Source organism: Mycobacterium sp. 050128 (assembly GCF_036409155.1).
In the GTDB taxonomy this organism is placed as follows: Bacteria; Actinomycetota; Actinomycetes; order Mycobacteriales; family Mycobacteriaceae; genus Mycobacterium.
The window spans coordinates 153,025-176,331 of record NZ_JAZGLW010000006.1; the positions used below are offsets into that span (position 1 = coordinate 153,025).

Below are 23,307 nucleotides of genomic sequence, written 5' to 3' on the forward strand. Positions count from 1 at the left end.
GCCTCGGTCAATAGGCGCATCATCGCCGAACTAGCATCAGCGGCCAGACTCGCATCACCGCCGTGGATTACGGCGCGTTGCCATCAGCGCTTGCTTGGTGTGCGTCGTCTAGTCGACGACGTTTTGCGCTTCTTCATTGCAGGGGCTGGCCCCAACGTGTCGAGGTAGCGCTCGAAGGCCTCAGTCACCTCGGCGTGAGCGGACTTCACGCCAATGCCCTCCTCGAGATTAAGGAACTTCGGCAGGCCCGACATCAACAATTGCAACGCTGGAAGGGATAGATCGCCAAGGAACCGCGCATCATTGCCGAACTTCGCAATGAGCGCGTCCAACTGCACCTTACGAACGCTTTCGGTGACTGCGGCGATCTCGGTTCGAATGGACTTGCGGTGGTTGCCAAGCGCCATGAATTCCGTCATTAGTGCGCCCGTTGCCTCGTCCCAGCTGTACTCCCACACCGCCCGAAGAGGGTCGTCGGCGCGACGCTCCAAGGTTTCTGCGAGAAAGGCGAGATTGCGTTCCGAGTAGCGTCGGATCGCGGCTACGAAAATGTCGTCGAGACTGGGAAAGTAGTACTGCACGAGGCTGGGTGTGACGCCGGCCCTGGTGGCCAGGACACGGTAAGTGACGCTCGCATACCCTTCTTCGAGCATCAACGTCTCGACACAGTCGAGAAGGACGTCCCGCGTCTTGGACGTTTCAGCGCCCACACGCCGCGACGATGCTGCCATGGCCACCTCACTTATTCGGATTCTTGTATTGTGACACTGGCCCGACGCTGTACAGTCGTATAGTGTCGGCTATCACGATGGAGCGGAACGAGCGTGGCGCCGAAGTGCCCGGCAGCGTCCATGCACGAGAGGCAGGAACACGATGACCGTCGACACGAGCTTGGAAGCGCTCCACAAAGACGTGCGCTACCTCCTGGATCGCACGGAGATCCTCGACTGCATCGCCCGCCATGCACGCGGGTGCGACCGTCATGACGTCGATCTGATTGCCGCGACCTATCACCATGATGGTGTCGACGAGCACGGCTCAGCCACAAACGCAGGACCGGACTACGGTGCGTGGGCCAATGCCACGCACGCGGAGACGTCCCGCGTGCACACCCACAACATCACCACCCATACATGCGAGCTCGACGGCGATACCGCACACGCTGAAAGCTACGTCATCGTCGTGCTCATCGGCCTCGACGGCAAGAGTGCCCAGTTCATCACGGGACGTTACATCGACCGGCTCGAACGACGGGATAACCAGTGGCGCATAGCTGTTCGTCGATCGACCGTGGAGGGCATGTTCCTCGCCGACGCGAGAGTCCTGCAGTCTTCGTTCTTCACTGAGAAGGGATACCTCGTCGGGACCCGAGACCGCACTGACCTGTCCTACGTACGACCATTGACGATTGACGCTCCCGCACCGGCTCGGTGGTAGCAGACAACGCCACCTGATTAAGGACGACCGATGACGAGCCTGCAGGACGATATTGGTGTGCCGGCCGGTGGTGACCGGATGTTGATCAACGGTGAGTTGCAAACCACCGGCACCGCTGCGAAATTCGACGTTCCACCCCGTCGTCGAGCAGGTCGTTGGCCGAGCGACCAGACTATCCGCCGAGACGTCCGGCGGCGACTCGACTGCGCGTGCGCCACTGCCACCCGCACACCCACCGCCAACGACATGATGGACGGCAAGGGCTACTTCGTCGTTATCAGGACCTGCGGGCGAACTAAGCAGAGCAGACTCGCGTACCGCGACGGCGAAAAGGGATACAGGGGATGCCTTGAGGCCAAGACCATCGGCATGCCCGAATGAGGAAGGCCGAACTGATCTTTGGAACGTCTACCTACTATGCTGATGGACTTCCAGACTTTCGGCGTTACCGAATTCACGCGGCGTCGATCACCGTCGCTGACGTCGTCAAGTCAATCGCTGGATTCCTCTTGGACACTAACTGGGCCGGCTTGCAAACCACCGTCTTTGTGAATCAGGCCAGCATCGTCGAGGACCGCGCACTACGCGTACTCGGGGCCCGTTCGGGTGCCCTCGAGAGTGCTTTGGCTCTGGGCCCAGATTGCCCCAAGCCGTCCATAATGGCGATGTCATGGCACCTATACGAATCGGACCGTCGAGCCCGAGACTGGGTGAAATATCTCGTGTCACAAGGTGATGTATCCGTGATGATCTGGGGGGATCATTTGCAGACGCACCTTTCAAGCATTGCTCCCGCAGTCCACGAATGCAGCGCTGCTGCGGTCGCGTTCAAGTCTCGTGCGTTTGCGGCGCTCGGCGAGCCAGCCGAAGCATCGAGTCCATCGGAACCGTTCCGCGTGAACGCGACGCGGTGGGCAGAAGTAATGCGGCTTTGGACGAGCGGGCCGAGCGCATCCCGCTGCGGGCATATGGATTTAACCGATTGATCGACTAAACGGCGGAGGAAGACTTGGTGGTCAATGATCAGGCTCAAACTCGAATCCGAGTCGCCCAGTGGGCAACTGGAACCGTTGGCGCCTTGGCTATGCGCGCAGTCATCGACCACCCTTCGATGGAACTGGTCGCGGTACGGGTCTACTCACCAGCCAAAGAGGGGCGAGACGCGGGTGAGCTCTGTGGCGCGCCCGCGGTCGGTGTTAAAGCGGTACGCGACCTTGACTCCATCCTGGCTGCGAAACCAGACTGTGTGATCTACATGCCGCAGAGCACCGACCCCGACGACGTCTGCGCCCTGCTGCAGAACGGCATCAACATCGTCACCACTCGCGCGGAGTTTTTCAACCCCGACATGATGAAGCCGGCATTGCGCGAGCGAGTCGAGGCCGCCTGCCAAAGCGGCAACTCGTCAATCCATGCAACGGGTTCAAGCCCAGGTTTCATCACCGAGGCACTTCCGCTCGTCGTCACTTCGTTGTCTCGGCGGCTCGACTTCCTGAGCATCGAGGAGTACGCAAACTGCTTGGAAGGGTGTTCCGAAGAGATGCTCACGGCGCTGATGGGGTTCGGTGATTTTCCGGAGGCGTTCGCACAGCGTCAGGTCGCGGATCGCGACCAGGTGTTCGAGCATTCGCTCGGCCTGGTCGCATCCGCGCTTGGGCTCGATATCGATCGCTTCGAGACGTCGACGGAGTTCGCCACGTGTCTACACGACACCAAGTTGCATTCGAGCACCATTCCAGCTGGCTCGGTCGGCGCCCAGCGTGTTGCGGTCAACGGCTACCGGAACGGCAAACCCCTCATGCGTTTTCGGTCGAACTGGTTCGTGACGATGGACGTCGAACCCGCCTGGGATCTGCGTACCGATGGTTGGCGACTTCGGGTTGAGGGCGACGCCCCGGTGGACATGTTGATCGATTTACCGATGCCGATCGAACAAGACGTACGCGCCTCGGGAAGGTATACCGCCCATCGTCCCGTAAACGTCATCCCTGCGGTCGTCGCCGCGCAGCCCGGGATCGTGCCAACCACTAAGCTGCCGACGCCGGTAGCTGAGTTGGGCTGATCAGGAGTCGAACGGAGCTGCGCGGGCTGAAACTTGCGTGAGTTTTCGTGGTCAACATGGGCGAGTGGTGGCCCCTCCTGGATGAGCAGATCAGAAGATGCGTGGTGAACAAGCCTGGACTATCGACGGTTGGCGAAACTTGACCCTGTGGGGTTGCCACAAAATCGACCCACCTTTGTCGCATCGTCCGGTTAGTGGAGCGCTTGGATGGCGTAAAGAGTGGCGGTAGCGATGGCTGATAGGCCTAGGCCGACTTGGAGGGTTCGTTCAGGTAGGCGTGGCTGGAGCTGTGCGCCGAGGTAGCCGCCGATGAGTCCGCCAGCGCCGGCGACGAGTCCGATAGTCCAGTTGGGTGTGATGTCTTGTCCTGCGGTGGCGAGGGCCAGAATGACGTAGGTGATCGCCCCGGCTACCGAGGTGACGAAGGTGGAGACCAGGGTGGCGGGTGCCACGGTCGCGATCGGCAGTCCGCGGCCTACCAGGATGGGGCTGACCAGTGATCCGCCACCGATGCCATAGATACCGCTGATCACGCCGACGACGGCTGCCAGCGCCGCCGTGGAGTAGCGCTGTGGTGGCGTGGTCGGTGGCGGGGCGATCCTTTGCTTGTTCGGGAGGCAAAGCCAGATCCCAAGTGGCAGAAGGAATGCGGCCACCAAGATACGGAAGACCTGTGATCCGGGGATGAGGAGTACCCGGATGACTGCACCGATCACGACGCCGGGCAGCGTGCCGATGAGCAGCACCGTGGTTAGTGGACTGGTTAACGGTGCCTGGGCGTGATAGCGGGCGAGCGCACCAGGGATCGCCACGATGTTGAACAACAGATTCGTCGGTGTGACCGCAGGGCTGGGAACGTGCAGAACGGTGAGTTGGACGGGCAGCAGGAACACCGCGCCAGATACGCCCACCGGAGCGGTTAGGACTGCCACCCCCAAGCCTGCCACGAAGCTCAGGAGTACAACCTCGGCTAGATCCACCCCTGCACTATCACGGCACGGTGTTGTAGTGGCGAGGGTTTCGATCAACCGCCTCGAAGGAGCCGCAGTTGCCTCCGCCGTTCGTGCGGTCTTTGGCGAGCAGTCCGCGGCGAGCGCCGGTGGTAGAAGTCCCCGGTGAGGGTGAGAACCTCGCATGGTGAACGAGCCGGTGGATCATGGCCACCGCGACAACGTCGTCGGAAAAGGTCTCTTCCCAGCGCCCGAACGGCAAATTCGAAGTGACCAAACCGAGCCGATCTCGAAACGCGACCCGGTGAGCTGGAAGAATAGGTTCGCGGCATTTAGATCAAGCGAGATATACCCGACTTCGTCGATGACGATCAGCTTGTATCTGCGGATCTTCTTCAGTCCGGCTTCCAGCCGGTTGGCGTGATGTGCCTTACCAAGGCGTGCGATCCAGTTGCTGGCGGTATCAAAGAGCACCGAGTAGCCGGCGTGGGCGGCTTTGATGCCCAAACCGATCACCAAGTGTGATTTTCCGATACCTGGTAGCCCGAGGAGGGTGACGTTCTCGGCTTTAGGTACCAAGGTGCCGGTTGCCCAGTGGGCCAGCACATCTCGCCGTAAAGATGGTGGGGCGAGTTTGATCGTGGTGCCCAACGTTTCGGAGAAAGCCCTCGCCGGTGTGCTCACCCGCCCGGTGCCGCCGATAGCGGCTTCTCGGTCCAACACCAAGGTCTTGGGACTGCGTGGTAGTTGCTGGTGGTTAGCGAAACCCGTTGAGCTATCGCGTGTTCACGCCACCACCGTGTTGCGGGTAGGGCCCTCGATTAGTCCGTGACCGACGGACCTGACAAACCATAGCGCATTTTCATGCACTAAAATGATGGTATCGTGCACTTTACATTCGTGGATGCTCGACGTTCAGACCGGAGTATTGATGGATATCGGGGATGCCCAGCAGGCACCGGGACAAGGCGACGCGACCTGGGGCGCTCGTCCGTTGCATCGGGAGTCGATTCTTGTCAGTGCCGGGCGCGGGTTGGGTCGGCCGGGGGATCCGCTCAACGTTCCGATCGTGCTGGCATCAAATTTTCGTGCCGCCCCTGCTTCCTCGGGTGCCGGGCGGGAGTACTCGCGCGATGATGCGACCGACGCATGGGAAGCGTTGGAAACCGCTCTGGGTGTGCTCGATGGGGGGCACGGGGTCAGCTTCTCCTCAGGCATGGCCGCAGCGACTGCAGTACTCGACCTGATGCCTGCCGGGGCGGTGATCGTGGCGCCCAAGTACTGCTATGCGGGCGTACTCGGGGCCCTTGCCGACGGGCAGGCGGCAGGGCGTTGGCATGTCGTCCTGGTCGATATCGCCGATTCGGAATCAGTCATCGCTGCGCTAGACAATGCCGATCTGCTCTGGATTGAGACACCCACCAATCCGATGCTGGAGGTGGCCGACCTACCCGTGCTGATCGATGCCGCCCGCGCGCGCGGTGTCACGGTCGCCGTGGACAACACCTTCGCCACGGCTCTGCGGCAAAGGCCGTTGGAATTGGGGGCCGACATCGTGGTGCACAGCGCGACGAAGTTCATCGGTGGCCATTCGGACTTGCTTCTGGGCGCGGTGATCACGGCGGACCCTGAGCTGCGGGATCGGCTTCGCCGTCGGCGCGAGGTCGGCGGCGCGACCCCCGGAGCGATGGAGGTGTTCTTGGCATTGCGTGGTCTACGCACGATGGACATGCGACTGGCGCGTGCCGAACAGAACGCCGGCGAGATCGCGCAGGGTCTTGTGACGTTGTCTCAGGTGGTGCGGGTCCGCTACCCCGGACTCACGAATGATCCCGGGCATGACCGGGCGTGCAAACAGATGAGTGGGTTCGGGGCCGTGTTGTCATTCGACTTGGCCGACGCTGATACCGCAGATGCCGTGTGCGCCAACGTCCGATTGATCGTTTCGGCAACGAGCCTGGGCGCAGTGGAATCCACCATCGAGCGTCGCGCGAAGTTGCCTGGTCAAGAACACGTGCCGCCCGGGCTTGTGCGCCTGAGCGTGGGATGTGAGCATCTCGACGACCTGTGGGCCGACCTCAGCACCGCGATCCGCTTAGCAGTGACGGATCGATGAGGGCCGTACTGGCGATGCCGCTCTGTCGGCCCTGCTTTGACTGCGTGACATCGGCCCTGACGCCGCGCTGGTTCAGCAGCGAAGTGAGGCAATAATGTGCCCCTGCACAGAGAACGCTGAGTGAGCGGATCGCCATGGTTGACGTTGACTCGATCGCTGTGGTGGTCGGCCGGCGGGTTCGCGATGCGCGCAATGTTCGTCGGTGGACGCTCGACGAACTCGCCAGCCGCTCGGGTGTGAGCCGGCGCATGATCATCAACATCGAGCAAGGCGCGATGAACCCCAGTATCGCGACGCTGCTGCGGATCAGCAACGCGCTGGGAATCGGACTTCCCGCGCTGGTGGAGACGGACGCCGCGCCGCCATCGCAGGTTGTGCGCGCTGGCGAAGGGGTGCAGCTATGGAAGGGGAAGGGAGGCGGCACCGGCGTCTTGACTGTCGGCACCCGCCTCCCTGATGTTCTTGAACTGTGGGACTGGTCGCTGGGACCTGGCGATGTCCACGCCAGCGAACCCCACGCCGTGGGCACCCGCGAAGAGCTCGTTGTGATCTCGGGGAAGATCGATGTGCGGGTGGGGGATACCACCACAGAATTGCGCGCGGGCGACGCCATATCGTTTCGTGGCGACGTCGCGCACAGCTACGGATGCGCAGCTGGTGCGCGCATTCCAGCGCGGTTCATCCTGAGTGTGTTCGAGCCCGACCTCGAACCCGACGCCCGCCGTAGACCATAAAGGTCCTGCGCGCTAACGAATCTCGCACCGTATTTGGACTCGCGCAGTCGACCGCATCTGTAGGCGTCTTTAGTCGAAAGGGGTCTTTCAATATTCTGATGAGTCGCTCGACGCGGCGGGTGTGGCTAGCTTCCCGCCACTGCCACGACAACGCCGCTGAGGAACATACCCTTCAACACCGAGAGCTCCTCACCCCGAACACGGTGACGTAACCAACCGTGAATGCCGGCCGGGCACAGTCCATATGGCGTAGCCGGTACTGAGGGGATTCTGGCGCAAGGTGACCGCTAGTCCGTACACGCTTGCGGCGAAGGTAACGACAAGCATGGCCTTCGGCGCAAGGTGATTAAACCCGCCTGTTTGGCCAAGGGCGTTGGCCCACATCACCTCGAGCACCGCACTGGTGACTAACACCCACCCGCCGGAGCCTCGCTCCGTTCATGAAGCCAGATTCCTGCAGGTGCGAGCGGCAATCCGACGTCCTTAAGGGTGAGAATGCCTGCCGGGGCGGCGGCAACGTCAAACGCGGCGCTGACTGCGGGCATCGCGGTCATGGTGTCCCACTCGTGGTTGCCCCAGGTCTCGGGCGGAATGAAACGGATGCGGGCGTCGACGTCGGGCTCGCCCTTGATGACGACGTGGTAGTGGTCGTCGTCGAATTTCCAGTCTTCGTTGAGCTTCTTGGTGAGATACCAGGCGACGTCCGACTGGAGCACCGTCTTGCCCTTCACCTTGCCGTTCCAGCCGGCGCGGATGGCGGCGATGGTGTCGTTCTCGAGGCACAGCCACCCGAGATCGACCTTCTCCGACGCCGTCGCGTGCTCGATGAAGAACTCCATGTCGTCGAGCTCGTAGCCCAGTGCGGCCCCCATGCGCTGGACCGAGTCGTAGAAGGTGCTCAGCCACATCTTGGCCATCTCGATGACTGCGGGTGGGTCCTCGGGCAGTGAGAAGCCCAGCGCCTGCCACGTCTCGGCCGATTCGTACACCGAGACGTCGGCCGACTCGAAGATCGACACCTGCTGGACGTCGCGGCAGACGGCCGTCATCGCCGTGACCATCGTGTTGATCCAGCCCGGGTTGACGCCCGTGATATAGAGCGAGCTCTCACCGCGCTCGCACGCCGCCGTGAGCCTCTCGTTGGTCTCGCCCTGGATGCCGCCGACGTTGAGGAACAAGTTGGTGCTGATCACGTCGAGCCCGCTCTCAAGCAAGCGCACGGCGTGGTCAACGTCGGCCATAAACGGCGTATATATAACAGTGTCGGCACCGAGCCCGATCAAGGCGTCGATGTCCGTTGTGGCCAGCACTCCGGTCTCGGAACGGCCGCAGAGCCTGCCCGCGTCGATACCCGCCTTCTCAGTCGCCGGTCGTGATCTACGACGATGCTGATCTCACGGCGGCGATCACGATGGCGGCGATGGGCATATTCGTGCATTCCGGTTAGGGATGCGTCTGCGGGTCACGGAACTCGGTGCGCCTTGGCGGCCCGCAGGACGTGGACTCACACATTGGCCCACTCATCAGTGCCAAGCAGCTCACCCGCGTCATAGGCTACATCGACGAAGGCAAACGTGACGGCGCAGAAGTAGTCACCGGAGGGCACCGGCTTGACCGACCCGGATACTTCGTGTATCCGACTGTGCTGACCGGTGTCGACCCAGGTATGCGGCTCTACCAGGAAGAGATATTCGGACCCGTGGTCCCGATCATGCCGTTCGATGAAGACGATGAGGTGGTCGCGCTGGCGAATGACAGCGTCTACGGACTTGCCGCGACTGTGTGGACTCGTGATCTGAGCCGTGCCCATCGCCTCGCGCGCCGAATGCAAGCAGGAACCATTAGCATCAACTGTCAGTTGGTCTTTGACCACTCGATGCCGTTTGGTGGTTACAAACAGTCCGGTTGGGGCTACGAGTTCGGCAGAGAAGGGATCGAGGCGTACCTGCAAACGAAGGCTGTGTGGGCCCAGCTGTGATCCGATAGCAGCGGTCTGAGAATCAGGCGAACCGCCCCATGCCCGGAGACTCTGATGTGCCCGTATTAGACGGTGTCGGCCACGACGACCCAATCTGACAGACGGCTCTTGGGTGAGTTGGTCGGGGTGTCTCAAGAGCTAGTCTTGCAAATAACCATCGCAAACCTGCGATTTCCACACTTATGAGTCAAGAGAACGACATCGCGCGACGACCAGTCGGTCAACGGGTGCGATATACCAACGTCTCCACGACCGCGCAGATCTTGGTTCAACAGAACGATGCTCTCGCAAAGGCCGGGTTCCCGAAGACCTTCTCAGACATCATGTTCGGGGGGCACTTTTCTGTCCCGGCTAGGTAGCTGAATAGGGTTCACCCCATCAATCCGTCAGCTGCGCAGCGTGGCGGGTGGCTCGCCGCTGTACTCGTCGCCGCTGGTGCGGTCGGCGGAGGTACGGAGGCGTTCGCTCCACGTGCGCGCGCCATGTCGTCGCCGGAGGTGGAGTACGGGAATGACGTAATGGTCAGAAGGCACTACAGCTTCTCCACCCCCGACGAAGCCATCGAGTATGGCTACCGAATCTGTGACAAGATCACCCATGGTGAGCCCTACGCCCAAATCATGGGCCACGTGAAAAGTGACGTGCTCCCCAACGACGAGTTTGCGGCGAATTACCTTGTCTCGTATGCGGTCAACCTACTGTGCCCTGCCCAGATCTGGCAGCTGAGGAACTCAGCTCAGGGCTACCGACCACCAGCATGACCACGCACAGGTGTTGATACCCCTGCACCCGAAAGCGCACTCAGACCGTCAAGACGAGAGGTCGCGCGCACGCTGAGAAAGCAACTTGGACAACGAGGTAGCACGCTCAGGCTCCATTCGTCCCAGTACTGCTTTTTGCCCATATGGTCATCCCTACGGTGCAGACCACGATCACGACGCCGCAAGCTGTATAGAGCGTTGCCTCCGACACTCCTGGCGTGATAGTCGGCACGAGGTATATCGCAAGCCCGAATCCGCCGGTCAGCAAGATTGTGAACGCTTGCACTCGACCAATCATTCCGGTGTCGACGATGGTCAAGAGATGGCCGTTGGCCGCTGCCCGCGACACGTTCCACAACATGCCAGATACAGCGTAGAGAACCACGGCGATGATCGTCGTCCTGGCCTGAGCGAACACGATAAGTCCTCCGCCCGCACCGATCAGGACCGCGGGGGTGAGTTCTTGCAGGCGGTGAGCGACGGACGAAATGCCGACGATCGCCGATGCCACCATGCCACAAATTGCGGCCGTCATTTCCAGCCCGCCGAACAGCCCGCTGTCACCACCAAGTGATCGGGTCACAAATCCTGGGAGCAACAGGTTGGTCACCTGAATCGCCGAAAGCCAAGCCGACAGTCACTGCCGCTGAGAGGGCTTGACGGCCGGCAGTTAGGTATGTGAGTGCCTCTCGCGAGGCGGCCAGCAGGTTAAGACGTTGAGCAGGGGACGGGACGTCGCGCACCTGTGGAGTAATCATCGGCACCACAGCAAGACTTGCTAACCCGGCCAAGGCAAATACGAGTGCTGATGCGCGCCCGCCGAGCCTGTCGATGGCGAGTCCGGCCGTACCTGTCCCAATGGCGATACCGAGCTGATTGAAAAGCGATAGCCGAACAGCGAATCGCATCCGTTGCGATGGCGGGACGAGAGCCTGCAGGATGCCGCTGAGTGATCCGGACACGAGTGCGAAACCGAACGCCCCTAGAACGCCATAGGCGATAAGAAGGACAGCCGAAGCAGAGTGTGAGACCCACTCGGTGGATGCGACGAGGGCTAGGCTCAGGGAACGAATGGTTTACCCTGCCGCGGTGATGTGCACGCGATCATGCTGGCGTCGGCGGGCTCGCCATGTCGGCGTTGCTGGCCAAGAACAGAGTTAATTCCCTGCTGGTCGAACGGCGGCCCGAGGTCTTTGTCTACCCGAAAGCCCGCAACATCGGCTTCCGCACCTTGGAGATCCTTCGCCGTCTCGGCGTGGGGGATCCGATCCACGCCGTCGCCGAGCGCACGTCGGACACGGTGGTCAAGGCGACCGTGAACAGCCCAGTAGAAGAACCGGCCGTCGCTATGAACGCCCTTGTCTCCGAATTGGTTTCCGAGTTTGGGGGGCTGAGCCCGGAGCCTTCCGTGCAGTTCTGCCCGCAGAGCAAGTCCGAGCCGATCCTGCTCGCAGAAGCCCGCCGGCTCGGTAGCCAGGTGCGCTACGGGACACCGTTGTCGTCCTTCGAACAGGGCGACAACGGTGTCACCGCGGTGCTACGCGACCGGGTTCGGGAAAGTCCGAAACGGTGCGCGCCGACTACCTGGTCGCCGCCGACGGTGTCCATAGCCCGGTCCGAGACACACTGGGCATCGGCACGTCGGGGTCGAGTTGGTGGCCGCTGTACTCCATCCTCATTTACTTCCGGGCGCCGTGGCGCAAATTCGTCCCTCACCTGGGCGATGGGGATGTTCTGCAAGTCAAGAATTCCGAGGTGGATGGGATGTTCCTCCCGGTTGAAGGTAACCTTGGGGTGTTCATCATCACCTATCTCCCTGATCGCGGGGAAACCGCCGAGCAATTCACCCCGGACCATTGCCACGAGCTGCTCCTCAAGGCCATCGGTGAACAGATTCCTGTGGAAAACATCGACATCATGCGCTGGCAACCAGCTGAACGGGTCACCGACCAATTCCAGTGTGGGCGTATCTTTCTCCTCGGCGACTCGGCGCACACCATACCGCCGTTTCGGGCCGGGGGAGCCAACATCGCCATCCAGAGCGCAGACAACCTGGCCTGGAAGCTCGCCGCCGTCGTGAACGGCATGGCCGGACGGGAGCTGCTGAGCACCTACCACACCGAGCGGCACCCCATCGGGCGTTTCTCCGCCCGCCAGTCATGCACCGGACCACAGCTTGAAGCCCTGCGGTTCGAAGACGACAGCGTGACGTTGCCGCCGGAGGAAAAGGCGTCGAACTTCGCCGTCGCGATCGGCTACCAGTACAGGTCGGCCGCGATCGTGAACGGCGACGCCGCTGCGGCGGATCCCGACGCGGTGTCCCCCGTCGAGGACTTGCACGGACAACCCGGCACCCGCATCCCGCACGTCTGGGTACGTCGCGACGGGCAGCGCATCTCGACCCTCGACCTGCTCGGTGCGGGGTTCACCTTGCTCACCGGGGCGGACGGGAGTCGGTGGACCGCCGCTGCGACGTCGACGTCGGAGGCGTTGGGTGTGCCGATCACCGTCCATTGCATCGACGACACCGTCGATCCCGACGGCTCCTGGGAGGCTGTCACCGGGCTCAAGCCCGACGGGGCGCTGTTGGTCCGCCCAGACGGCTTCATAGCGTGGCGCGCCGACGAACTTCCCGCGGACCCGGACACCGAACTGCGCCAAGTACTTTCAACCCTCATTTGCCTGTAGTTGACCGGCGGTGTCGCTGTGGTCGGAGGTTGCATCAGGGAATTGTTCTCACAGATCCTGTCCGGTCAGCCAGTGATCGATTCGTTCGGCGACCGCCTGCCAGCCCGGCTCAAGCATCATGATGTGACCCATACCAGGGAAGAACTCAGCTTCCGTCCCGTTTGCGCGTGCCGTCTTGCGCATTTCGTCTTGGCTGAAACAGCCGTCACACTCGGCTCCCAAGACCAGCAGGGGCGTGATCACTCGCGAAGCAGCAGCAAGGCTGAGCATCGTTAAATCGAGCGTTTGTCTTCTCATGTACTCTCCGTCCAGCATCGTGCGCCAGGCCCGGCGACCATCTTTCTGATACCCAGGTGACAAGAATCAGGTCGCCGCTGACTCGTCTGACGCTAGGCTTCCCCACACCGATTTCCAGGACATCAGGTTCCTCGGTTTGAAGATGGTCGATCGTCGCTTCGCGATCCCTCACGCGCCCCGACGCATCAATCTCCCTGAATTCTGGTGCCAGCAAGGTCCGCAACCGGTCAGGGTCGGCGCGTAAAGCCTTTAGTTGCAGTTCATGTTCGAGTTCGAGCACGCGGTCGATGTCCTCGTCCACCATCTCACCGCCTCTGAACGGTCGCCGTGTAGGTTACCGTCGCGCAGACCTGGCCATCTCGACGGCAATTACACTGCCGCTGCCTAGCCACATGCCGCTCCACCACCGGTTGCCGTGAAACGATGCGCAGGCGGTCGCGTGGCGTAACCCCGTCTTGGCTAGCGCCGTCGGTTCATCCTCTCCCACTACGTGGGCCCGACGTTAAACGGGACGTGCCCAGAGTGCCGATGTAACCAACTTGTCTAGCTTCCGGCCATGCTGGCACTCGCCAGCGATCAGGGACAGCTACCGGACATGGAGAGCCTCACCCATGGGAGTGAGTGTGCGATTCTTCGAGATCGGACTGATGCACATGCGAATGCGTATGCTCAGTCCCACCGTCATGGCTGTGCGGATGTTCGTGCTCGATGTGCCCGTGGTCGTGGGCAGTGTGGGCGTGTGAGTGTGTCACCGAACCGTGATTGTGCTCGCGCGCGTGCGGGTCATCATGGGAGTGCTGCTTGGTCATTATTATCTTCTCCTTCACTGGAAGCCGTACCAAGTTCGGCCACTAACAGTTTCTGTACCGCCGCTGACCCGCCTGTGGCCGGTCTGTGCTGCCCTCGGCGCGTCGCCAGCTCCGACTCCAACAACGCACGCAACGCTGCGTCGTCACACTGATGTCCTTGTACCCCGCGGCAGCCACGCTCGGCGTTGGACAGGCATCCACCAGTTGGCGGAGACGCTTCGCGGCCAGGTCGTGAGAGATCTCGTCCCTCGCGGCCAGCGCCGACTAGGGACACCGTGATCAGCGACCCCAACACTTGCCGCAGTGTCGCACCTGCCAGCATCCACTAAAACGTCACCATCAGATGGCCTCCGGCTGCCAGCCCAGCCGTCCAAGACTATCTGCATTTATACGCAGATACTAGCACAGTGGGCAATTAGTGATCTGCTGAACCGCTGATGAGGCGGCCGATCGGCGTCTTGCGGTGGCCCGCCATGAGCGTGGCCCAGGGGTCTTCCCTGCGAAAGTCGCTCTCCAACTTCCGATTACGATGCGAACCCGGCGATCGGTCAGCCACCATCCACTCGTTTGAAAGGCTCGACCAGAGTAGTGGTGGATCGCTATTTCGAGACGTTGCAGTGTGAGCCCGTGTGCGATGTCTCGTTTCCCTGGGTGGTGGGGGCGACGATCATGGACACGGTGTAGTCGTGGCCTGCAAAGGGCTCATGATTTGACGTTGCACACGTGGACGTCCGCCCGGCGAGGGCGGCTAGTTGCCCAGATCGGCCAGAACTTGCTTGGCGGCGCGGACGCAATCGGCGAGGCTCGAGTCAGCGTGTAGTGCTACTTGACCGAGGATGCCGCGGACCTCGCCCGCGGTGACGCCATTGGCTAGAGCTTTTCTGATCTCGACACGCAGGTCGTCGGTTCGCCGGAGAGCCGCAGCGCCGGCGATGTTCAGCATGCTGAGATCTTTCGCGGACAAGGCGCTATTGTGCTGGGACCTCTGATCATCGCCTTGCATGCGACCTTCTGTCTCTAAAGTGTTCGGACTCAACCGTTTCGCTGGCGTTGAAGGTCGCCTTTGTCAGGCACTGGCCCACGGTCTGCGGGTTTTGTGCTTCGTATCCGCTCGTCAGGCGGAACACCGCGCGATCAAGGATCGGCAGGATATCGGTGACGGTGATCTCTCCGGCGGTGAAGCGGCCCAACAGCCCGTACACCAGAGTGGAGATGATGGTGTCGAGGTCGGCGATAAAACTGTCGTCGACGTTGCCGAGCACTTCGAAGAATGCGGGCACAGCCATGTCCAGGCCGTGCCGAACGAGTTGTTGCCCGCCCGGTGCTGCCCGGGCACGGAAGTAGGCCGTGAGCAACCCCGGGTGCTCTTCCCAAGGTAGGAAGATCGTGCGCAACATGCGCATCAGCCCGGCGTAGAGCGATTCGCCGGGTTCCTGCGGCTGGTCCGAGAGCTTGGCGAATCGATGCTCGTCCATCCACATCTGCACGGCCGCGGCGATCAGCTCATCGCGGGTCGAGTAGTGCTTGTAAATGGTGGTCAATGACGTCTGCGAGCGGCGGGCAACTTCGCGCAATTGGACGGCGTCATAGCCTTTCGCCTCGAGAATCTGCACGACTGTGTCGAGAATTCGGGCATCGCGGCGGGGCGCGTCGCGTCGGGGACTATCGGAGCGCGTCACTGTGTACAACACCTTGCCGTCTTGGAGTAACGCGGTTACTCTACTCGGGATAACACGGTTACTGCTAGCCCACCGGTCGGCGTGCCGGCGCAATGAAGCGAGGACTAATGAGTCGTCTGGACGGCAAGGTCGCATTCATTACGGGGGTGGCGCGCGGTCAGGGTCGCAGTCACGCGATTCGTCTGGCCCGCGAGGGAGCAAGCATTGTCGGCGTGGACATCTGTGCCGACATCCCGGCCAACCACTACCCGATGGCCAGCCGGGACGAACTCGACGAAACGGTGGCCTCGGTTGAGGCCGAGGGCGGCAAGATCCTGGGACTAGTAGCCGATGTGCGGGACTTTCATCAGGTCAAGACGGCGGTGGATACCGGGGTCGAGCAGTTCGGGCGCCTCGACATCGTGCTGGCCAACGCCGGAATCGCCCCGGTGGCCTTTCGCGAGTTGAGCATCGAAGAAGAGCTCGAACAGTGGAGGGCCGCGGTCGCCGTCAATCTCGACGGTGCATACCACGCCGCGTGGGCGGCGATCCCACATCTCCTCGCCGGCAACCGCGGCGGTGTCATCATTTTCACCAGTTCCACCGCGGGGTTGAAAGGGTTCGGCGGATTGCAAGGTGGTGGCCTGGGCTACGCGGCATCCAAGCATGGCATCGTCGGATTGATGCGTACGCTCGCCAATTCGCTTGCGCCGATGAGTATTCGGGTCAATACGGTGCACCCGACGGCGGTCAACACCATGATGGCCGTGAATCCCGCCATGACCGAATTCTTGGAAAACTATCCGGGTTCTGGCGCACACTTGCAGAATCCCATGCCCGTCGAGCTGCTCGAACCTGCTGACATTAGCGCGGCGATCGCGTACCTGGTTTCCGATGAAGCGAAGTATGTGACCGGCGTGACCTTTCCGGTCGATGCCGGCTTCTGCAACAAGCTATGAGCGGCAACATGATTCACGGCGACGCGCGTTTGAACGGACGGGTTGCGGGCAAGCGTGTATTGGTCACCGGGGCTGCGCGCGGGATGGGCCGCAGCCATGCGGTGCGACTGGCCGAGGAGGGCGCCGACCTCATCCTCGTCGACATCTGTGCGTCGCTGCCAGAGTTGGAGTACCCGCTGGCGTCGCGTGAAGACCTTGACGAGACCGCCCGCCTGGTCGAAAAACACGATCGCCGCGCCATCACCCGGGTAGTCGATATTCGCGACGCTGAAGCGTTGGCAGCGGCGGTGGCAGACGGTGTGCAAGAGCTGGGCGGGTTGGATGCGGCGGTGGCCAATGCCGGTGTGCTGACCGTCGGGACGTGGGACTCAACGACATCCGAACAGTGGCGCACGGTGCTCGACGTCAATCTCATCGGCACCTGGAACACGTGTGCGGCGGCGCTGCCGCATCTGGTCGACCGGGGCGGCAGCTTGATTCTCATCAGCTCCTCCGCCGGCATTAAGGGCACCCCTTTGCACCTGCCCTACACGGCCTCCAAGCATGGGGTTGTCGGGCTGAGTAAGGCACTGGCCAATGAGCTTGCAGCGCAAAGTATTCGCGTGAATACCGTCCACCCCACCGGGGTCGAGACGGGTATGCGTCCGGAGTCGATGCAGGAAATACTGGCCGGGACTCGCTCGGACTTGATCCCGATCTTCTTGAACGCCTTGCCCGCGGTGATGGCCGAGCCGATCGACATCAGCAACGCCGTGCTGTTCCTAGTGTCCGACGAGTCCAGATTTGTCACCGGACTCGAGTTCAAGGTCGATGCCGGCGTCACTTTGCGGTGATCGCCTGTGCCTCAAGCAGAAAGTGAAATGATGACGGCAGTCGAGACCGAACGTTCCGAACGCGGTAGGCGCCTGTTCGCCGAGGTGATGACCTTCGATCCACCCGAGGATCACAGTCCCACGAACGTCAGTGGTCTGATCGAGTTTGTCTTTGGCGAGATCTGGGCTCGACCCGCTTTGAGTCGACGAGATCGACGTTTCGTCACGCTGGCCTGCGTGGCCGCCGCTGACGCCGAACAGCCGCTGCGCGACCACGTCTATGCAGCCCTCAACAGTGGTGACGTGTCGATCGCCGAAATGCGGGAAGCGGTTCTGCATTTCGCGGTGTACGCCGGTTGGCCGAAGGCGTCCCGGTTCAATATGGCCGTCGACGAACAGTGGGAGCGGATCCACCGGGAGCGCGGTCAGTCGGTGCCGGAGCCCGAACCGTTGCTGCCGCTGTTCACCCCGAGCGACCCGGAGCGCCGGTTGTTGGTTGGGGAGCAGTCGTTTCGGGACGTCAACTGCATGCCGTATGTGCCGATCCGGGACAACCCGTATTCCGGGGCGGGCATCTTGAACTTCGTGTTCGGCGAGATGTGGCTGCGTCCTGGGCTGGGAATCAAAGAGCGACGGCTGATCACCGTGGCGTGTGTGGCGATTCAGGATGCACCCATCCCGATCCTGAGCCATGTCTATGCCGCACTGAAGAGCCGTGATGTGTCGTTCGACGAAATCGACGAGCTGGCACTACATTTCGCGGCCTACTACGGATGGCCGAAAGCCTCCCATCTGGGCGATGTGATCGCCGACCAAAAGCGGCGCGTTCTCGACGAGTGGGCCGCAGAGAGTAGTCAAACCTCATGAGTACCGCCCAGACGGTGCGATCCACGCCACCCGGTGGGCCGGTCGGTCTGCTCGTGGGCGGTGACCGGATCACCGCATCATCTGGCGCAACCCACAGCCATATCTATCCGGCTACCGGCGAGCCGAATACGGCCATCGTGCTGGCTGGGCCGGCAGAGATCGACGATGCCATCACGTCGGCGCGCGAGGCTCAACGGGAATGGGTCGCGCTCACCGTTGATCGTCGCCGCGATCTGCTGATCGATCTGGCCGACGCCGTGCACGAACACCTCGACGAGCTCGCCGGCCTCAATGTCCACGACTACGCGGTCCCAATCTCATTGGCCGGCAACGCCATACTGTTGGAGCGGTTTCTGCGCTATTTCGCCGGATACGTCGACAAGCCGCACGGGTCGAGCACACCCGTCGACGGGTCGTTCGACGTCAATCTCGTCGAACGCGAGCCCTACGGTGTCGTGGGTGTCATTGCACCCTGGAATGGCGCGCTGGTTGTCGCGGGATCCTGCGTGGCCCCGGCACTGGCCGCGGGCAACGCCGTGGTCTTCAAACCCTCCGAACTGGCACCGCTCGCCTCGCTGCGCTTCGGTGAACTGTGCGTCGAAGCGGGACTGCCACCCGGACTCGTCAATGTGGCCCCGGCCGGGGCTGACGGTGGACAAGCCTTGGTGGAGCATCCCCGCATTGGCAAGATCTTTTTTACGGGCGGCGGCACCACCGCCCGTGCAGTTGTCCAGTCGGCGGCGATCAATCTCACCCCCGTCGTCGCCGAACTCGGCGGCAAGTCAGCCAACATCATCTTCGCCGACGCCGACCTGGATTCCGCCGCACTGCTTTCCGCACATCAGGGCCCACTGGTGCAATCCGGTCAAAGCTGCGCCTGCGCCAGCCGCGTGCTGGTGCACGAATCGGTGTATGACGCCTTCGCCGAGAAGTTGTTGGCCTGCATCGACGCCGCAAGTGTCGGGGACCCGTTTGATCCCACAGTGGTTTTCGGTCCCGTCATTAGTCAGGCCGCCGCGGACCGCATCCTGCACGCGATCGACAACGCGGTCAGCGCGCACGCCGGTCAGCTACTCACCGGGGGACAGCGCATCGGAGGTGAACTTGCTCGCGGCTTTTATATCCAACCGACGGTTTTTGGCGATGTCGACAACGGCTCGCAGCTGGCGCAGACCGAAACCTTCGGCCCCGTCGTGTCTCTCATCAGGTTCGGCGATGATGCCGAAGCGGTGCGGATCGCCAACGACACACCGTATGGGTTGAACGCCTTCGTGCACACTCGGGATCTCACTCGCGCCCATTGCGTCGCCCGTCAGCTCGAAGCCGGATCGGTGTGGGTCAACAAGTTCAGCGACATCTGCCCGCAAGGCCCTTACGGCGGCTACAAGCAAAGCGGGTTCGGCCGCACCGGCGGCCTCGACGGTCTGCGCGAGTTTCAGCAGACCAAGAACATCCGCATCGGCATGGGCTGAGCGTGACCAGGTGACCACCACGGACACGGCGCTGTGAAGGCCGGTTGATGCGCGTCGGATTCATCGGATTGGGCAGCCAGGGCGCGCCGATGGCGCGCCGGATCATCGAAGCCGACTACCCGACGACGCTGTGGGCGCGCCGGGCGGCAACGTTGGAGCCGTTTGCCGCCACGTCGGCGAAGGTCGCCGGATCCCCGGCCGAACTCGCCGCCGAAAGCGATCTGGTCTGCTTGTGCGTCATTGGCGATGCCGACATCGAAGAACTCGCCGGTGGTGAGCACGGAGTGCTTGCGGGGCTTAAACCGGGCGGTGTGATCGCGGTGCATAGCACCGTGCATCCCGACACCTGCCGGCAGCTCGCCAAGCATGCTGGCGCACAGAATGTTTCGGTTATCGATGCCCCGGTGAGCGGCGGCGGTGGTGCGGCGGCCGAAGGGCGTCTGCTGGTGATGGTCGGTGGGGACGCCGCCGTCGTCGAACGCTGCCGACCAGTCTTGCAGACATATGCCGACCCGGTCGTGCACCTTGGCGAACTGGGGTCCGGGCAGACCGCGAAGCTACTGAACAATCTGATGTTCACCGCCAACCTGGGAACGGCTGCCACCGCCCTTTCACTCGCCAAGGCCCTCGGCGTATCCCCGGAGCGTCTCAGCGAAGTTGTCTCGCGCGGTAGCGGAAATAGCTTCGCGCTCAACGTAATCAACGGTACCGGCGGATTGGACCAGCTTGCCGGATACGCGGGACCGCTACTGCAGAAGGATGCGCGACTGATCGCCGACCTCGCCGAATCAGCGTCCGCACACGGGGGTGCGGTGCTCGACGCCGCCGACGCCGCGCTGACTCTGATGGGTCATCCCCGGTCGGGGTGATCGTCGGCCTGGGTATCCGGGTGCCTCAGAGCTGCGCGTATACGGTCTTGGTTTGCATGAAGCTTTCGATGCCGTCGCGGCCCCACTCGTAGCCCCAGCCGGACTGTTTGTGTCCACCGAACGGCATCGAATGGTCGAACACCATCTGGCAGTTGAGGGTGATGGTGCCGGCCTGCAGACGCTTGGCCAATCGGTGTGCGCGGCTGATGTCTTTGGTCCACGCGGTGGCGGCCAGCCCGTAGTCGGAGTTGTTGGCCAGCGCTATCACCTCGTCGTCATCGCCGAACGGCAGGACCGCGACCACCGGACCGAAAATCTCCTGCTGATACAGCCGCATGGCGGGGTCGACGTCGGTGAGCACGGTCGGGTGAACGAAGTAGCCGCTGCGGTCGAGCCGGTCACCCCCGGTTACCACTTGCATACCGTCGCGCTTGCCTTCGTCGATGAAGCCCATCACGCGGGTGAGCTGCTTTTCGCTGATAATCGGACCGATGAGTGCCTTGTCGTCGGTGGGCCCGCCCAGCTTGACTGAGTTCGCCAGGTTCGCCACGCCTTCGACGACCCGCTCATAGATGCCGTGCTGGGCGAACATGCGTGATCCGCTGATGCAGCCCTGACCGGAGTGGATGAAGATGCCCATAGCGGCCATCGTGATCGCGGTGTCGACGTCGGCGTCGTCGTAGATCAGTACGGGTGATTTGCCGCCGAGTTCGAGCATGACTCTTTTGAGGTTGCCGCCGGCGGCCTGCACGATCTGTTTGCCGACCTCGGTCGAGCCGGTGAAGGCGACCTTCTCGATGCCGGGGTGGGCGGTGATCGCCGCGCCGGCGGTGTGTCCATAGCCGGTCACCAGGTTGACCACGCCGTCGGGGATGCCGGCTTCGGTGAGGATCTTTTCCAGCAGTAGCGCCGAAAGAGGGGTTTCCTCGGCGGGTTTGACCACACAGCTGCAACCGGCGGCAAGTGCGGGCGCGAGCTTGGTGCACGCGTTGAATACCGGGCCGTTCCACGGGAAGATCAGTCCGACCACACCGTAGGGTTCTTTGAGGGTGTAGGCGTGCATGGTCGAATACGCGCCGCTGATGCCGCCGGTCTGCTGCACGTCGTGGGCGATGCCATTGACCTTCGTACACCAACCCGCGTAATAGCGGAACGTCTCGGCGCTGGTGGACATGATCATCGACGCCTGCTTGTAGGGCATCCCGGTATTCAGCGAATCGATTTGGGCGAGTTCATCGGCGTACTGGTCGATCAAGTCGGCTACACGCCAAAGGACTTTGGCCCGCTCGTTTCCGGGTAGCCCGCACCAGGTGCCCGCATCGACGCTTGCGCGCGCTGCGGCGACGGCCTCGTCGACCGCTGCAGCGCCACCGTCGCGGAATTCGGTGATCTGTTCTTCGGTCGCAGGATTGATGATCGGAATCACCTCGCCGGTCCCGGGTCGGTGGCGGATCTCGTCAAGGATGGACTGCACGGTCATGGCAAAGCCCCTCGGTCAAAGTGCGGCTCTCAGACGGCGGTCAGTCCGCCGGGGTGAACTCGATGTGCAACTCAGTCAGCCCACGCAGCAAGAACGTGGGTGCGTACCGGTACTGGCGGTTGGTCGCCGGCCCGTGTTTAGCCTCGCTGATCACGATGTCGTGGGTGCGGTCAAGCAGGCGATTGACGGTGATCTGTCCTTCCACCCTGGCCAGCGGGGCACCCGCGCAGGTGTGGATACCGCGACCAAACGCGATGTGCTCGCGTACGTTCTTGCGGTCGACCCGAAACTCGTTGGGGTTATCAAACTTTCGTGGATCGCGGTTGGCCGCACCCAGGCACAGCATGAGGACCGTGCCCGCAGGTATGTGGACCCCACCCAAATTGGTGGTCTTGCGCGCCAGCCTGAAGTCGACTTTGGTCGGGCTCTGCATCCGCAATGCCTCTTCGATGAACGAGCCGACCAGGTCTCGATCAGCGCGCAGGCGCTCCTGGAGTTCGGGCTGATCACCAAGGACCTGCACTGCCGAGCTCAGCAGCTTGGTCACGGTCTCCTGTCCGGCTGCGAACAAGAAGGTCGCCGGGCGGACCACCTCCAACAGCGGGGGGGTCGAGCCGTCGGGGTAGGTGGCGGTGGCCAAGCCGGTGAGCACGTCGTCACGAGGTTGTTGACGCCGCTCGGCGATATAGCCGCCGAACAGATCGTCGAGATACTGCAACGGGTTGCTGCCCACCGGCTCGTGATCCAAGGCGCCGACCCTGGCGCCGGGCGCACTACCCGCACCCAGATTGCGGCGGATCTCGGCGCGGTCCTCGTCGGGAACCCCGAGTAGGTCCGCGATCGCCAATGTCGCAAAAGGTTTTCCGTACTCGCCGAGGAACTCGCAGTGGCCGTTGGCGATGAATTCATCGAACTGCCGGTCGGCCAGCTGCCAGATGTAATCCTTGTTTTCCTGCAGCCGCCGCGGAGTCAGCAGTCGCCCCAACAGCGAACGCGCCTTCTCATGTTCGGGCGGGTCCATCACCACCATGTGCTCGAAGATCGGGAACTCGTGACGATGAGCTTCGATTTGGTCACTGATGTCATCACCTTCGGGGGTGAACGGCAGCGGCGGGAACGGGCCGCCGATCGCGTTGACCGCCGAGAACGACTCGACATCCTTGAATGCGGCCTGGACCTCCTGGTAGCCGGTGACTGCCACCACCCCATGGTGCGGCTCACGGAACACCGGACCCTGGCCGCGCAGATAATCCCAATATTGATAGGGGCCCTGCGCGATGTCGGCATCGGTGAAGTAGTCGACGTCAGCGAGATCGGTCATTTAGTCCAGATCCTTTCCGGGGCCGAAGAAATCAGGG

Annotated in this window: 22 protein-coding genes and 4 pseudogenes; 13 read left to right on the plus strand and 13 right to left on the minus strand. The window is 62.3% G+C overall.

Features of this window, described 5'->3' with window-relative positions; translation table 11 throughout:
* Nucleotides 1-83: 83 nt before the first annotated feature.
* Nucleotides 84-731, minus strand: a complete 648-nt coding sequence (locus SKC41_RS28165; protein WP_330980984.1) for a TetR/AcrR family transcriptional regulator — start codon at nucleotides 729-731, stop codon at nucleotides 84-86.
* Between the two features lie 142 nt (nucleotides 732-873).
* On the opposite strand from SKC41_RS28165, the gene SKC41_RS28170 reads away from it, so the two are divergent.
* The 3 genes from SKC41_RS28170 (at nucleotide 874) to SKC41_RS28180 (ending at nucleotide 3,499) form a co-directional block, all read left to right on the plus strand.
* Nucleotides 874-1,437, plus strand: a complete 564-nt coding sequence (locus SKC41_RS28170) for a nuclear transport factor 2 family protein (RefSeq protein WP_330980985.1) — start codon at nucleotides 874-876, stop codon at nucleotides 1,435-1,437.
* A gap of 30 nt (nucleotides 1,438-1,467) precedes the next feature.
* On the plus strand, nucleotides 1,468-1,818 hold the full coding sequence (locus SKC41_RS28175; protein ID WP_330980986.1) for a hypothetical protein: 351 nt from the start codon (nucleotides 1,468-1,470) through the stop codon (nucleotides 1,816-1,818).
* Between the two features lie 631 nt (nucleotides 1,819-2,449).
* Nucleotides 2,450-3,499: an NAD(P)H-dependent amine dehydrogenase family protein gene (locus SKC41_RS28180; RefSeq protein WP_330980987.1), complete on the plus strand. Its 1,050-nt coding sequence runs from the start codon at nucleotides 2,450-2,452 to the stop codon at nucleotides 3,497-3,499.
* A gap of 191 nt (nucleotides 3,500-3,690) precedes the next feature.
* Here SKC41_RS28180 and SKC41_RS28185 read toward each other — a convergent pair whose 3' ends face one another.
* Both SKC41_RS28185 and SKC41_RS31930 read right to left on the minus strand, forming a co-directional pair.
* Entirely contained in the window at nucleotides 3,691-4,479 is a 789-nt protein-coding gene (locus tag SKC41_RS28185; protein ID WP_442931842.1) for a sulfite exporter TauE/SafE family protein, read from the minus strand.
* Between the two features lie 10 nt (nucleotides 4,480-4,489).
* Nucleotides 4,490-5,172 (minus strand): annotated as a pseudogene (locus SKC41_RS31930) (ATP-binding protein).
* Between the two features lie 181 nt (nucleotides 5,173-5,353).
* Between SKC41_RS31930 and SKC41_RS28195 the strand changes: the two are divergent.
* Entirely contained in the window at nucleotides 5,354-6,565 is a 1,212-nt protein-coding gene (locus SKC41_RS28195; RefSeq protein ID WP_330980989.1) for a trans-sulfuration enzyme family protein, read from the plus strand.
* A gap of 134 nt (nucleotides 6,566-6,699) precedes the next feature.
* Nucleotides 6,700-7,299, plus strand: a complete 600-nt coding sequence (locus SKC41_RS28200; protein WP_330980990.1) for a helix-turn-helix domain-containing protein — start codon at nucleotides 6,700-6,702, stop codon at nucleotides 7,297-7,299.
* A 189-nt stretch (nucleotides 7,300-7,488) separates the two neighbouring features.
* On the opposite strand, the gene SKC41_RS31935 is transcribed toward SKC41_RS28200, so the two are convergent.
* Entirely contained in the window at nucleotides 7,489-7,683 is a 195-nt protein-coding gene (locus SKC41_RS31935; protein WP_442931850.1) for a DMT family transporter, read from the minus strand.
* Between the two features lie 23 nt (nucleotides 7,684-7,706).
* A pseudogene (locus SKC41_RS28205) lies at nucleotides 7,707-8,660 on the minus strand (hypothetical protein); the annotation flags it as partial.
* Here SKC41_RS28205 and SKC41_RS28210 point away from each other — a divergent pair.
* Nucleotides 8,660-9,277, plus strand: a pseudogene (locus SKC41_RS28210) (aldehyde dehydrogenase family protein); the annotation flags it as partial. The pseudogenes SKC41_RS28205 and SKC41_RS28210 overlap by 1 nt on opposite strands.
* A gap of 482 nt (nucleotides 9,278-9,759) precedes the next feature.
* Nucleotides 9,760-10,038, plus strand: coding sequence for a DUF732 domain-containing protein (locus tag SKC41_RS28215; protein ID WP_330980991.1), 279 nt, complete (start codon nucleotides 9,760-9,762; stop codon nucleotides 10,036-10,038).
* Between the two features lie 106 nt (nucleotides 10,039-10,144).
* Here SKC41_RS28215 and SKC41_RS28220 read toward each other — a convergent pair whose 3' ends face one another.
* On the minus strand, nucleotides 10,145-10,648 hold the full coding sequence (locus SKC41_RS28220) for a hypothetical protein (protein ID WP_330980992.1): 504 nt from the start codon (nucleotides 10,646-10,648) through the stop codon (nucleotides 10,145-10,147).
* A 519-nt stretch (nucleotides 10,649-11,167) separates the two neighbouring features.
* Between SKC41_RS28220 and SKC41_RS28225 the strand changes: the two are divergent.
* Nucleotides 11,168-12,726 (plus strand): annotated as a pseudogene (locus SKC41_RS28225) (FAD-dependent monooxygenase).
* A 48-nt stretch (nucleotides 12,727-12,774) separates the two neighbouring features.
* Here SKC41_RS28225 and SKC41_RS28230 read toward each other — a convergent pair.
* From SKC41_RS28230 to SKC41_RS28245, 5 genes are all read right to left on the minus strand, one after another.
* The gene (locus SKC41_RS28230) at nucleotides 12,775-13,023 is read right to left on the minus strand and encodes a hypothetical protein (RefSeq protein WP_330980993.1); all 249 of its coding nucleotides are present in this window, start codon (nucleotides 13,021-13,023) and stop codon (nucleotides 12,775-12,777) included.
* Nucleotides 12,932-13,327 (minus strand): DUF4440 domain-containing protein, encoded by a 396-nt coding sequence (locus tag SKC41_RS31940; RefSeq protein WP_442931843.1) that lies wholly within the window; start codon nucleotides 13,325-13,327, stop codon nucleotides 12,932-12,934. Before SKC41_RS31940 ends, SKC41_RS28230 begins: the two co-directional genes overlap by 92 nt.
* A 301-nt stretch (nucleotides 13,328-13,628) precedes the next feature.
* Nucleotides 13,629-13,832, minus strand: a complete 204-nt coding sequence (locus SKC41_RS28235) for a zinc transporter Slc39a7 (RefSeq protein WP_330980994.1) — start codon at nucleotides 13,830-13,832, stop codon at nucleotides 13,629-13,631.
* Between the two features lie 748 nt (nucleotides 13,833-14,580).
* A complete protein-coding gene (locus SKC41_RS28240) occupies nucleotides 14,581-14,796 on the minus strand; it encodes a carboxymuconolactone decarboxylase family protein (protein WP_330980995.1) in 216 nt (71 codons plus the stop codon).
* A gap of 25 nt (nucleotides 14,797-14,821) precedes the next feature.
* Nucleotides 14,822-15,520, minus strand: coding sequence for a TetR family transcriptional regulator (locus tag SKC41_RS28245; protein ID WP_442931851.1), 699 nt, complete (start codon nucleotides 15,518-15,520; stop codon nucleotides 14,822-14,824).
* Between the two features lie 98 nt (nucleotides 15,521-15,618).
* Here SKC41_RS28245 and SKC41_RS28250 point away from each other — a divergent pair, with 98 nt between their 5' ends.
* The 5 genes from SKC41_RS28250 to SKC41_RS28270 are packed head-to-tail and all read left to right on the plus strand — an operon-like array spanning nucleotide 15,619 to nucleotide 20,469.
* Complete coding sequence (locus tag SKC41_RS28250) at nucleotides 15,619-16,449, plus strand: mycofactocin-coupled SDR family oxidoreductase (RefSeq protein ID WP_330980997.1); 831 nt, start codon at nucleotides 15,619-15,621, stop codon at nucleotides 16,447-16,449.
* Complete coding sequence (locus tag SKC41_RS28255; protein ID WP_330980998.1) at nucleotides 16,446-17,282, plus strand: mycofactocin-coupled SDR family oxidoreductase; 837 nt, start codon at nucleotides 16,446-16,448, stop codon at nucleotides 17,280-17,282. Before SKC41_RS28250 ends, SKC41_RS28255 begins: the two co-directional genes overlap by 4 nt.
* A gap of 30 nt (nucleotides 17,283-17,312) precedes the next feature.
* Nucleotides 17,313-18,128 (plus strand): carboxymuconolactone decarboxylase family protein, encoded by an 816-nt coding sequence (locus tag SKC41_RS28260; protein WP_330980999.1) that lies wholly within the window; start codon nucleotides 17,313-17,315, stop codon nucleotides 18,126-18,128.
* Nucleotides 18,125-19,600, plus strand: a complete 1,476-nt coding sequence (locus SKC41_RS28265; RefSeq protein ID WP_330981000.1) for an aldehyde dehydrogenase family protein — start codon at nucleotides 18,125-18,127, stop codon at nucleotides 19,598-19,600. Before SKC41_RS28260 ends, SKC41_RS28265 begins: the two co-directional genes overlap by 4 nt.
* Nucleotides 19,601-19,647: 47 nt before the next feature.
* Nucleotides 19,648-20,469: an NAD(P)-dependent oxidoreductase gene (locus SKC41_RS28270; RefSeq protein WP_330981001.1), complete on the plus strand. Its 822-nt coding sequence runs from the start codon at nucleotides 19,648-19,650 to the stop codon at nucleotides 20,467-20,469.
* A 25-nt stretch (nucleotides 20,470-20,494) separates the two neighbouring features.
* Here the strand turns inward: SKC41_RS28270 and SKC41_RS28275 are convergent, their stop codons facing one another.
* Together SKC41_RS28275 and SKC41_RS28280 are read right to left on the minus strand one after the other, a co-directional pair.
* The gene (locus tag SKC41_RS28275; RefSeq protein WP_330981002.1) at nucleotides 20,495-21,949 is read right to left on the minus strand and encodes an aldehyde dehydrogenase family protein; all 1,455 of its coding nucleotides are present in this window, start codon (nucleotides 21,947-21,949) and stop codon (nucleotides 20,495-20,497) included.
* Nucleotides 21,950-21,989: 40 nt separating this feature from the next.
* Nucleotides 21,990-23,270, minus strand: coding sequence for a cytochrome P450 (locus tag SKC41_RS28280; protein ID WP_330981003.1), 1,281 nt, complete (start codon nucleotides 23,268-23,270; stop codon nucleotides 21,990-21,992).
* Between the last annotated feature and the right edge of the window lie 37 nt (nucleotides 23,271-23,307).

Coding starts and splice junctions, on each gene's coding strand:
- SKC41_RS28165 (WP_330980984.1), bottom strand. CDS start 731: ATGGCAGCATCGTCGCGGCGTGTGGGCGCTGAAACGTCCAAGACGCGG.
- SKC41_RS28170 (WP_330980985.1), top strand. CDS start 874: ATGACCGTCGACACGAGCTTGGAAGCGCTCCACAAAGACGTGCGCTAC.
- SKC41_RS28175 (WP_330980986.1), top strand. CDS start 1,468: ATGACGAGCCTGCAGGACGATATTGGTGTGCCGGCCGGTGGTGACCGG.
- SKC41_RS28195 (WP_330980989.1), top strand. CDS start 5,354: ATGCTCGACGTTCAGACCGGAGTATTGATGGATATCGGGGATGCCCAG.
- SKC41_RS28200 (WP_330980990.1), top strand. CDS start 6,700: ATGGTTGACGTTGACTCGATCGCTGTGGTGGTCGGCCGGCGGGTTCGC.
- SKC41_RS31935 (WP_442931850.1), bottom strand. CDS start 7,683: ATGTGGGCCAACGCCCTTGGCCAAACAGGCGGGTTTAATCACCTTGCG.
- SKC41_RS28215 (WP_330980991.1), top strand. CDS start 9,760: ATGTCGTCGCCGGAGGTGGAGTACGGGAATGACGTAATGGTCAGAAGG.
- SKC41_RS28230 (WP_330980993.1), bottom strand. CDS start 13,023: ATGAGAAGACAAACGCTCGATTTAACGATGCTCAGCCTTGCTGCTGCT.
- SKC41_RS31940 (WP_442931843.1), bottom strand. CDS start 13,327: ATGGTGGACGAGGACATCGACCGCGTGCTCGAACTCGAACATGAACTG.
- SKC41_RS28235 (WP_330980994.1), bottom strand. CDS start 13,832: ATGACCAAGCAGCACTCCCATGATGACCCGCACGCGCGCGAGCACAAT.
- SKC41_RS28250 (WP_330980997.1), top strand. CDS start 15,619: ATGAGTCGTCTGGACGGCAAGGTCGCATTCATTACGGGGGTGGCGCGC.
- SKC41_RS28255 (WP_330980998.1), top strand. CDS start 16,446: ATGAGCGGCAACATGATTCACGGCGACGCGCGTTTGAACGGACGGGTT.
- SKC41_RS28260 (WP_330980999.1), top strand. CDS start 17,313: ATGACGGCAGTCGAGACCGAACGTTCCGAACGCGGTAGGCGCCTGTTC.
- SKC41_RS28265 (WP_330981000.1), top strand. CDS start 18,125: ATGAGTACCGCCCAGACGGTGCGATCCACGCCACCCGGTGGGCCGGTC.
- SKC41_RS28270 (WP_330981001.1), top strand. CDS start 19,648: ATGCGCGTCGGATTCATCGGATTGGGCAGCCAGGGCGCGCCGATGGCG.
- SKC41_RS28275 (WP_330981002.1), bottom strand. CDS start 21,949: ATGACCGTGCAGTCCATCCTTGACGAGATCCGCCACCGACCCGGGACC.
- SKC41_RS28280 (WP_330981003.1), bottom strand. CDS start 23,270: ATGACCGATCTCGCTGACGTCGACTACTTCACCGATGCCGACATCGCG.